At 74.9% G+C, this 11,123-nt stretch carries 1 protein-coding gene; it reads right to left on the reverse strand.

Annotated features, from left to right (window positions below):
- Positions 1 to 12: 12 nt before the first annotated feature.
- A complete protein-coding gene (locus tag FHX73_RS35215) occupies positions 13 to 11,118 on the reverse strand; it encodes a LysM domain-containing protein (RefSeq protein WP_145910071.1) in 11,106 nt (3,701 codons plus the stop codon).
- Positions 11,119 to 11,123 lie beyond the last annotated feature (5 nt).

Consider the following 11,123-nt stretch of genomic DNA (forward strand, 5'->3'; position numbering starts at 1 on the left):
GCTGACACCGGCTCAGGCCTCCCCGAGCGCGGCGGACAGGTGCCGCAGTTGCAGCACCGGCCGCTGGAGTGACGGGTCGACGGAGGAGTAGAGGCTGAGCCGGAAGGCCCAGGCGCCGCCGGCCGTCTGCGGCCGTTCGAGCTCGGTCCAGTCGTTCAGGGTCCGGGTCAGCGCCGGCACGGTGGTGGCCGGGGTGTAGGCGCCGACGGTGGACTGGACGACCGGGAGCAGGGCGGTGACCGGCGGGTCGGCGGCGACCAGGGTGTAGGCGTAGCGCGCGCCGATCGCGATGGTGCGCCCGGACTCGTCGCCGTCGAACACCGCGCGGAACAGCGGCTCCAGCGGGTTCTCGGCGGGTGGCGGCGCCCAGGGGCCGATCGGGAGGGTGTGGGTGACGTCGATGAACGGCACCACCGGCTGCGCGGCGGCGGCCTCGGGCGTGCGGTAGACGAAGGCCTCCGCGGTGCGCGGCCAGCCCTCGCCGAGCAGCCGGGCGTTGCGGGTCACCCGGGTGGCGGCGGAGGCGTTCTGGTGGGTGGCGATGTGCACGGGCGGGAAGGTCAGTTCGAAGGTGAGCAGGCTGAAGGCCTCGACGTCCGGGTCGGTGGGGAACCGGTAGCTGCGGGAGTCGGCGCCGGGTTCGGCCCCCTCTGCGGTGAGCCGGCGGCGCTCGCCGCTCGCCGTGATGCAGAAGACGCTCTCCGGCCAGCCCACCCGGTCCGGCCCGCGCTCCACCGCGCGGGTCAGGGTGAGCGTGCGGTAGCGGTCCCGCTCCACGGTCAGGCGGAGCTGGTACCGGTAGGCCTCGATCTCGGGCGCACCGGCCGTGCGCTCGGCGGCGACGGCGGGCGCGGGGACCGGCCCGGTCCAGTGCCGCCGCCAGGCCTCGGCGACCTCGGCGGCCAGCTGCTGGTAGGTGGTCAGGGCGTTGGCCAGCGCCTCGCGCCGCCGCTGGTCGGCCCGCTCCCAGTCGGGCAGCGCGGCGAGCAGGCCGAGCAGCGGGGTGGCGACGGCGGTGTACTGGGCCATCGCGGCGAACAGGTCGTCGAGGGCGGCGGCCGTGGGCTGGGCGGCCGGTTCGTTGAAGCTGACGCGCAGTTCGATGGTGTCCTGCTCGGCCGACTGGTGCTGCACGGCGCACCGGTAGCGCCAGCGCAGCGCCCGGTCGAGCTCGGTGGCGGTGCTGTCCACCAGGGCCTGCTGGTCGAGCAGGATCGGCATCGGCGGGTAGGCGCGCAGCGGGATCGGGATGCGCGGCGCGCCGAGGTCGAAGTCCAGCTCCTCCGGGGAGCCCGAGGCGAGCTGGGTGACGAAGGTGAGCCAGTCGGAGCGCTCGTAGCCCTCGATCTCCCGCACGATGTCGAACTCCAGCTCGACGCCCCGGTAGGCGAGGCCGAGGTCGTGCGAGGCGTGCGCGGCGACGTCGGGCACGGTCAGCAGGAAGGTGAGGTGTGACGGGTCGTCGGTGAGGGCGATCTTGCCGTTCGACAGCGTCGCGGTGCGCCGGTCGACGGGGGCGCCGGCGTAGTCGGCGACCGGGTTGCCGGAGAGCCGGGCGCGGCGTCCGGGCGGGACGGTGGCGCTGGTGTCGTACTGGATGACGGCCGAGGTCGCGTAGCCCCGGGTGAGCGAGACCAGCAGCTCCTGGCGCAGCCGTTCGACGGCCGCCGCCCGCCCGAGGCCGTTGGGGTCGTCGGGGTTCTCGGGGTTCTCGGGGTCGTCGGGGTCCGCCAGGACGTGGTCCAGGCCCTCGGCGACGGCCCCGGCGAGCGTCTTCTTGACGTCGATGACGGCGTCGAGCACCTGCGGCGCCAGCGCGTAGGCGCCCTGCACGTAGCCGGCCGTGAGCAGAAGTTCGAGGTCCGCGAGGAAGCCCTGGGCCCACACCTCCAGGTCGATGCCCTGGTAGTCGCGGATCTGCTCGCCCTCCAGCAGGCCGGTCTCCTGGTTGAAGCCGTGGGTGGTGACGTTCTGGCGGGCCGTCAGGGTGGTGCTCAGCGGGCGGATCGCGAAGGTGCGCGGCTGGTCGGTGCCGGCGATCTCCAGCGGGGGCTCGACGGTGACCTCCGCGATGCCGGCGGCGTCGAAGACCACCGCCCACAGGTCCGTGTCGCCGCCGCGGCCCGGCGCGGTGGCGAGCCGCAGTGCGGGAACGGCCTCCTGGACGCGTTCGGCGAAGGCCGTCAGGGTGAGCGCGCCGTCCTGCTGCGGGTCGCTGCCCCGGTCGGCGGGCACGGCGGTGGCCGCCCGGGTGGCGGTCCCGGCGAGCGCGGGGTCGACCAGTTCGGGTGCGCGGGAGAGCTCCAGGGCGACGGTGAGCGGGAACACCCAGTCGGGGAACGTCCAGTCGCCGTCCGGCTCGGGCGGGCCGAGGCGGGCGGTGAGCCGGGCGCCGGCGGGCGGGACGAGCACCCGGGCGCCGGCCCGCAGGAAGGCGGTGCCGGCGTTGGCCTCGACCACGGCGGTCACACCGGTCGCCGCGCCGCGCAGGCGCAGCCGTTCGACCAGCGCGGTGAGCGTGTCGCGGGGGGCGGTGGTCTCGGTCGCCACCGTGCCGCCCCGGCCCGCCGGTCCGGCCTTGAGCACCTGACCGGGCATCAGCAGCCCGGGCGTGCCGGCGTTGGCGGCGAGCAGGGCGGCCGCGCCGACGCCGAAGGCGGCGGCGGCCTGATCCGGCGTCACCCCCTCGCCGGGCCGGCCGGGCAGCACGCCCGGCGGGCAGAGCAGCAGCGCACCGGGCGCCAGCACGTCGGTGCGCGGGCCGAGCGCGGCGGCGAGCGCGGAGAGCGGCACGGCGGGGTCGAAGAGCGCGCAGGCCTGGTCGAAGGAGACCGGCTCGGTCGTCGTCACCTCCCGGTCGCCGACCGTGATCCGGACCCCGGCGGCGATCGTCGCCGGCATCTCCGCGTTGACCTCGGCCAGGTCGGCGCCGGGGAAGTGCGCGGTGACGGCGTCGAGCGAGTCGCCCGCGCGGACGGTGTACGGCACCCGCAGGGCGTCGGGGTCGGCGGGCCAGGCCCAGGTGCCGGGCAGCAGCGGCGGCGTGCCGGCGGCCGGCCGCACCGTGCCGTTGTGCCGCAGCAGCGTGCCGGGGGTGGTCGCGTGGTCGGCGGCGAAGGCCGCGAGGGTCCGCCCGACCGGCACGGGGGTCAGGGGGGCGGTGAGGAAGAGCGGGGTGCCCGGGGTGAAGAGGTCCACGGTGGTGGTGTTCGGGCGGGCCAGCTCCTCGGGGGGCAGCCCGGTCCCGTTGTCGAGCAGGGTGTCGCCGCCGCGCACCAGGTAGCCGGTGACCTGGAGCACCGCGCCGCCGCGGAACAGCCCGGGCAGCTGCGCGTTGAGCGAGACCACCTGCACGGCCGGGTACGGCACCAGGCGCCGCTGGTACTCGGCCGCCACCTCGGCCAGGCTGGCGTCCGCCGGGACGTCCCGCCCCACCTCGACCTGGACGCCGTTGCAGGTGAAGACGAACCCGCTCGCCAGCAGCGCCCCGGTCTGCTGATTGCCCGTCACCAGGCTGGTGACGGAGCAGTGCAGCGCGGCCGCCAGCTCCGCGACGGGCGGGCAGTCGGCCGGCACCGGAGCCGGGCGCGGCGGGGTGGCCAGCTCGACGGCCGGGTTCAACGGCAGGGCGGCGTTGTCCCGGTGCAGCAGCACCTCCACCGGGTCGGCGCCGCTGCCCTCGCAGAGCCCGACGACGGTGTCCTGGTTGCGGAAGGCGGCGATCACCGGCACTGCGACCCGGTCGGTGTCGAGGATCGCGGTGAGCGGCGCGTCCGCGTTGGCGGCGCCGAGCCCCTGGTAGCCGACGCCGTAGCCGGTGCAGATCTCGTCCAGGCTCGCGGCGCCCTCGGCGGGGGCGGAGCCGATCGCCGCGAGCGAGCCGAGCAGCGCGTGGGCGCCGAGCAGGTAGCGGCGCAGCTCGCCGACGTCGACGGGCAGCGGGGTGGGCGGCGAGCCCGGTTGCTGGTGCAGCGAGCTGAGCAGCGCCGCACCCACGTCGGGCCGGTTGACCTGGTAGTACACCGGGGCCAGCCGGGCCCGGTCGCGGGCGGCCGCGGCGGCGGCCGCCAGGCCGGGGGCGTCGGCGCCGGGCTGGTAGGCGATGGTCTGCAGGTCGACGGCCACCGTCAGGTCGGCCTGGCCGCCGGCCGGTTCGACGGTGTAGCGCAAGGTGGTGGAGGGCCAGCCGCCGACGCCGATCAGCGGGTCGGTGTAGCGGACCGGCAGCGGGATCCGCGCCGGGCTGCCGGACCGGTTGCCGAACACGTCCTGGAAGCGGACCGCGACCTGGCTGTGCGCGCCGGCGGCGATGCCCGCGTAGGGGTCGCGGTCGGCGGGCGGGGCGGTGGGCAGGGCCGGGGGCCGCACCAGGGCGAACCGGCTGATGTCGACGACCCGGGTGAGGTCCCAGACCGCCTCGTCCTGCTGGGCCACCGTCAGCAGCCCGAGCTCGTCGGTGCCGTCGGCGGGGCGCGGCGAGACCGCCCGGCCCTCCACGCTCCCGCGGAACGCGGTGGTGGGCTCCAGTTGGAAGCCGAGCAGGCCGTAGAGCCGGCGCAGCACGCCCTGCTTGCTGGCGTCGTCACCGGGGTTGACCAGGCAGCCGGTGAAGCCGAGCTGTCCGGGGTCGACCGAGGCGACCGGGCGCAGTTCGGGCGGGTCGACGGCGCGGGCGGTGAGCGCGACGGAGGCCGGGTCCACGCCGTCGCCGACCACGGCGAGGTTGGTGAAGGCGTAGAGGTGCCGGTCGGGGTCGGGGCCGCACTGCGAGGAGAGCTGGATCAGCAGGGAGAACCGGGCGAGCCCGTCCTGGTCGAAGATCGCCTCGGGCACCTCGCCCTGGTAGCGCAGCCAGTAGCCGCCCCCGCCGACCACGCTGCACTCCCAGAGCAGGGTGAGGAAGCGCTGGGTGTCGGCGAGGGCCGCGAAGTGCCGTCCGACGGTGCTGCTCGCCCGCGCGCCCGAGGGGCCGCTGCTGGTCTCGGTGGTCAGGTTGGTCTGGACGAGGAACGTCGCCCGGGTGTCCAGCTGAGTGGAGGTCAGGCCCTGGCCGAGGCCGCCGGGTGCGGGCGGCAGCTGCCAGAGCAGGGTGAGCAGGGCCCGTTCGCCGGGAGGCGGGGTCGGCCAGTCGCCGGTGGCGGCCTTGCCGGGGACGCTGCGCAGGTAGTCCAGCAGGTCGGCGATCCGCTGCCGGTCGGCGGTGTCGGCGCCGAGCACCTCGACGCTGCCGGCCGGGCCGGGGATCCGCCGGACGGCGAAGGAGACCAGGGTGGCCCAGGCGTAGCTGCCGAGTTCGGTGTGGCTCGCGCCGGTTCCGGCCTGCGGGGCGGTCTGCTCCAGCCGGAAGCCGCTGGTGCTGCGGTCGGCGCCGGCCCGGGCGGTCAGTTCGGCGGGCAGCGGCCAGAGCGAGGGCGGGCCGGCGGGGTCGCCGGGCAGGTGGAGGGTGGTGGTGGTCCGCCACGGGATCACCTGGGTGACGGCGTACCGGGTGCCGACGGGGTGGGCGAGCGGCAGCGGCGCGAGCGGGGTCCGCACGACGGGCAGCAGCACGGTGTCGGGGTAGTTCCTCCGCAGGTCGTCCCCGGTGATCGTGAGGACGGCGGCGGCGGCCGTCGGCGCCTCGACCCGGATCCGGCCGTCCACCACCGCCGCGTCGGCGAAGCCCAGCCAGTCGGCGGTGCCGGACTTGACCACGGTGAAGGTCACCAGCGGCTCGGGGTCGGCGGCCGGGGGCGGCGGCGGGCCGACGACCTGTTGGCCGATCAGCTGGTAGCCGCCGGTCATCGGGCCGCGGGCGCGGTAGACCCTGCCGTCGTGCACGGGTGCGGGCAGCCGCAGCCCGCCGAGCATGAACCGGGCGACCTGGCCGCTCGCGCTCACCGTCCCCGGGCCGTCGTGCAGCGCGGCGCACAGCGTGTCGAGGTCCGCGGCGGGCACCTCGGGCACGGTGAACGGCGGGTCGTCGGGCGCGTCGCGCTCGGCCAGCACGCCGGGGTCGGCGGCGATCCGCCGGGCCAGGTCCGCGAGGCCGAGGCCGTACTGCTGGGCCAGGGTCAGCAGGGTGAGCCCCGGCCCGGTGGTGGCGCGCGCGCCCGGCACCTCGACGGTGAGCAGCGGCACGAGGGCGTCGGCCGCCGCCGCGTAGCGGTCGAAGGCGGGCCGGTCGGAGTCCAGCAGCAGCCGGTGCTGGAGGCGGCGCAGCGTGTCGTTGGGCAGCACCACGGCGGCGGCGCCGGCGGGCAGCCGGACCCCCGCCGGGTCGGGCGGGGTGTTGGCCGCCCGCACGGCGTCGAGCCAACTCGCGTACGGGGTGCCGGGGGTGGGGTTCTGCAGCAGGGCGAGGTAGGCGGCGACGTCGAGCACGGTGTCGCCGGGCAGCGGGGTCCAGTCGAGGGTCCCGGTGCTCAGGTAGCCGGCGGGCACCCGCAGCGGGTTCGGCAGTTCGGGGCCGGTGCCGGGGTTGAGGCGGTCGATCGCCGTCTGGTACCAGTCGGCGAGCGGCACCTCGGTCGGCGTGGTGAGACCGAGCCGGACGTAGAGGACGGCGGCGGCGGTGTCCACCGGGAGTCCGGTGTGGACGAAGCCGGGCAGCGGGACGGCGGCGCCGGTGCGCAGCAGCGGGGTGGTGTCGCGCAGGTGGTCGAGCAGGGCGGCCGGGGCGGCCTGGTGGAGCCGCGCCAGCGCGTCGAGGCTCTGACCGGCGGTCAGCCGGACGGGCAGCGTGCCGAGGCGGATCGGGACGTCCGCGGCCACCGGCCAGTCGGGGTTGGCGAGGGCGACCGACTCCGGGGTGACGCCGTGGGCCTGGGCGATCGAGCCGAGCGAGTCGGTCCGGCTCACCCGGTGGGGGTAGGCGGTGAGCAGGTTCACGGCCTCCTGCGCCATCGCCCGGGCGACCATCCGGAAGTAGTCGCGCAGCACGGAGGTGGCCATGGACGCGCTGGGCTCCTCGGCCGCCGCCGGGAAGCCCAACGTGGGCCGGTCCTGCGGCGGAGCGGGGTCGAGCTCGGCGAAGTGGGCGGCGGCCTCCCGCTCGTAGGTCGCGTCGATCTGCTGGTGCTCGGCGAAGTCGCGGGTCCGCTCGGTCGGGTCGGGCAGCCCGGTGGCGGTCCACTTGAGCACCGGGGGCATCGGGAACGGGGTGCCCGGGTGGTCCGTCGGCTCGGGGCCGGTGGCGGTGCCGCTGACCACCAGGTGCAGGTTGTTGGTCAGGAAGCCCTCGATGTTCGACCAGCTGAAGCCCTGGTCTCCGGCCTCCGGCATGGCCAGTTGCTCGACCAGGTCCAGGAGTTGACCGAGCGTCACGGTCCTGGAGGTGACGCCGAGCGCGTTCAGTGACCAGCGCAGCAGGCCCTCGGCGAGCTGGTCGAAGGAGGTGTCGGCGGGGGTGGCGGCACGCGGGTGGCCGGACACCTCGGGGCGCAGGCTCGCGGCGATGTCGGCGGCCTCGAACGGCACGGCGTTGTCGGTGACCAGCATGACGACCAGCCGGTGCTGCGGCTCCTCCTCGGCAGGCGGCCGCTCGCCGGTCCAGGAGACCGGCACCTCGGCGTTGGTGTAGCCGGGGACCAGGCTCAGGTAGGCGGTCCTCACCTCCCCGTGGGGGAAGACGTGCGCCTTCGGGTCGAAGTGCAGCCGGTAGCCGGCGAGTTCCGGCCCGCTGACCGCCGGGACCAGGGCGCCGGGCAGCGCGGTGCCGGGGACGATCCGCCAGGGCGGCGTGCTGGTGGAGCCGATCTCGAAGGAGGTCTGCAGTGTGAGCGAGAAGTTGAACTTGATCCTGAAGAAGGCGATCTTCACGCTGGCGCTGGCCCGCACCGACAGGTTCAGCGAGATCACGGTGGCCTGGTGGGCGGCGAGTTCGACGGTCGCCATGGCGGAGATCTGCAGGTTGACGTCGACCCGGACCACCTTGAAGTCGACCGTGCCGTAGAGCCGCCCGACGATGCCGACGGTGCCCCGGCACCAGTAGTAGAGCGCGGTGCCCCGGCCCTCCTGGTCGGGGTGGAACCAGGCCAGCGCCCCTTCGAAGATCACCTCCAGGTTCAGGTACACCCCGGCGCTCAGCGGCCCGCGCTGGAAGGTGCGGCCGACGCCGACGGACAGGCCGACGCCGAGCTCCAGCACCGGGCTGAAGGTGCCGTTGCTGATCCTCGGGACCCGCTTGGAGGTGGCGCCGTTGAGCACGCCGAAGTAGAGGCCGCCCCGCCCGTTGTAGTAACCGGCTTCGAGGCCGAAGGAGTTGGTGAAGTCGCCGCCGGCCGGGAAGCCGAGGTCGATCCGGAAGTTGCCGTTGGTGAAGATGTCGACGGTGATCACGCCGAGCGTCACCGAGACCGCGCCGAACTGCAACTTCCGGTAGGCGTCGGGGATCTGCAGCCGGGCGTGGAACACCCCGATGTCGTCGGTGACCTTCTTGTAGAGCAGCTCGACGTTCAGACCGGCCAGCGATCCCGCCTGCGGCCCGTTCAGCGCCAGCAGGATGCCGTAGAGGTCGGGGTCGTGCATGACCAGCTTGACCGCGACGGTGTCCATGACGGTGGCGTCGATGCCGAACAGCCACTGGCTGGCGGGGTCGAAGACCATGGTGGCCGGGTTGATCGGCGCCTTGCCGGTGGCGGGGTCGGCCGGGCGCATCGCGGCGACCATCGCGTCCACCACCTCGGCGATGCCGGGGTGTGCGGTGAGGCCCACCGGCGAGACGTGCTGACCCAGGCCCAGGTAGCGCAGCGCGAACAACTTCCGCCCCAGGCCCGGCGGCTGCGGCGGCGCCTGGGTGACCGGGTCCCAGCTCAGCGGCTTGGGCGCGTCGTCGCCGAGCAGTTGGGCGTCCAGCACGATCTCCACCACCGGCGTCCCGGTGGAGCGGGTGTAGCGCAGGCCGACCTTGGTGATCTTGACGAAGCCGAGGTCGAGGGTCAGGCCGTACTCGACGGCGACGGACTGTTCGGTCGGGTCGATGGTGAGCGACAGCCCGCTCAGGTCGATGCCGCCGAGGAAGTTCCACGGCGGGTCGAGCCGGAAGGTGGCGTTCGGGTTGGCCAGCGCCACCAGCGTGCTGAGCAGTTCGCCGAGCGTGCCGGTCAGCCGGACGGTGAGGATCTGGTGGCGCTGCTCCCCCTCGCCGGTCCAGCCGGTGGCCGCGCGCAACGAGAGTGCGCCGTAGGCGACTTCGAAGGTGTAGTCCTTGCCCTGGTCGGCCACCGAGACCGAGGCTGCGACCTTGAGCCGGTTGACCGCGAAGCTGCCGGCCAGGCTGCCGGTCAGCGCGCCCTGCGCGCTGCGCTCGATCCGCGCGGTCAGCATCAGCTCCAGGGCGATGCCGATCAGGGTCTCCGCCACCGCCGCGCGCAGCGCCCCGGAGGCCGCGTACGGCCTGCCCTCGGCGGTGCTGAACCGCAGTTGCAGGTCGGTGAGGTCGATCTCCAGCTCGTTCAGCCACTGCGGCAGCTGACGTGCCATCAGGGCCTGGGCCAGGCGCGGCAGTTTCACGGTGCCGACCATGGCGGCGGTGAACTCCCAGGCGTCCTCGCCCGGGTAGCGCGCCTGGGCGCTCAGCTCGATCGGCGGGTACGCCACTTCGGTGGGGTCGGCCGACCGGATCTCGCCCTTGCCGGCGATCAGCCCGGAGACCGCGTTCGGCGCGGCCTTGACCTGGAGTTGCAACCCTGTCAGGGCGAACTCGACCTTGCCGGCCGTGACCGCCCAGTCGCCGCTCAACGTCAGCTCGGCGGCGAAGGTCTGCTGGGTCGGCGAGGCCTGCATGCTCAGCGTCTCGCAGCGCAGCCGGGCGTCGATCGGGGCGTCGCCGCCGAAGAACACCCGGAACGCCTGCTCGATCGGCAGGTCGAAGGGCCGCTCGGTGAAGGCCCTGAACTCCAGCTCCGGCAGCGACACCTGGACCGTCACCAGGATGTCGGTGCGGGCGTCGAGAGGCGCCCGGCCCCCGGTGGGGGCGGCGGCCTTCGCGCCGAACCGCATGGTGCCGAAGACCGTGCCGAAGTAGTCCGTCGGCTTGCCCGCCTCGAAGGCGAACTGCCACCGGGTGCCGACCTGATCGATCATCAGGAAGGGCACCGGCGGGTCCCAGGGCTGGTCCGAGAGGATCGAGACGGCGGAGTAGGACAGCCCGGGCCCGCCGAGGGCGAGCGGCACGACGCCGAAGCCGAGGTCCTGGAGCCGGAACCGGTCGAGCGGCGCGATGCCCGGGGGCAGCGCGAAGTCCCCGGCCGGGGCGCCGGTCATCTGGATCAGCGCCTGGACCGCCCCGCGCAGCCCGAGCGGGGGGTCGAGCGCGACCAGCAGTGGCCAGACGTAGTCGCCGCAGAGCAGGGCGCAGCCGACGGTGGCCGTCCGCACCGGCTCGGTGGGCAGCGTCACCTCGGCGAACAGCAGCACCGCCGAGCGGTGCGCGCCCAGTTGGGGGATCGGGTACGGGTCGGGGTACTCGGTGGTGAGCAGCACGCCGACCGCCGAGACGACCAGGTCGCCCAGCCGCAGCGGCAGGCGCGAGGTGGCGGCCCGCAGCTCGATCACCGGCAGCTTGCCGGTCGGGAAGGCCAACGGGCCCTCCACCGGCAGGCGTTCACCGAGGAAGTCGGCGTAGCGGGCCAGCAGGTCGCTGCCGGGCTTGACCGGGTCGCCGAGCACCAGCAGCGTGCCGGAGAGCCTGGGCCCGGCCTCGGGCGGGGTGTTGCCGGCGGTGAGGACGGGCCGCTCCAGGATCAGCGGGCCGAGCACGCTCGGCCCGAGGAGCAGCCCGCCGAGCCCGCCCTCGGGCGGGCGCCGGCTCTGCGGCAGCTCGCCGAAGGCGCCCGCGAAGGTCCACGGTTCGGACGCAGCGACCCGGGTCAGCTCCAGCAGCAGCACGGCCCGCTCGCCGTCGGCCTGCGGGGTGCCGGTGAGCCGCATGGTCCAGTCGGTGTCGAGGTAGCGGGTGCGGCCGGTGAGCCGCGCGCTGCGCGGCGGTTCCTCGGTGGCGGCGCCCTCGGTGACCGGCAGGCCGGTCACCGCGAGCGGGGTCAGCAGCTCGGCGAGCCCGGGCAGCGACAGGTCGGCGGAGAGCTCGCCGCTCGCCACGGCCGCCTGGAACGCGCGGAGGATCTCTCCGACTGTCACGGGTT

This window comes from Kitasatospora viridis (genome assembly GCF_007829815.1).
Classification (GTDB): Bacteria; Actinomycetota; Actinomycetes; order Streptomycetales; family Streptomycetaceae; genus Kitasatospora; species Kitasatospora viridis.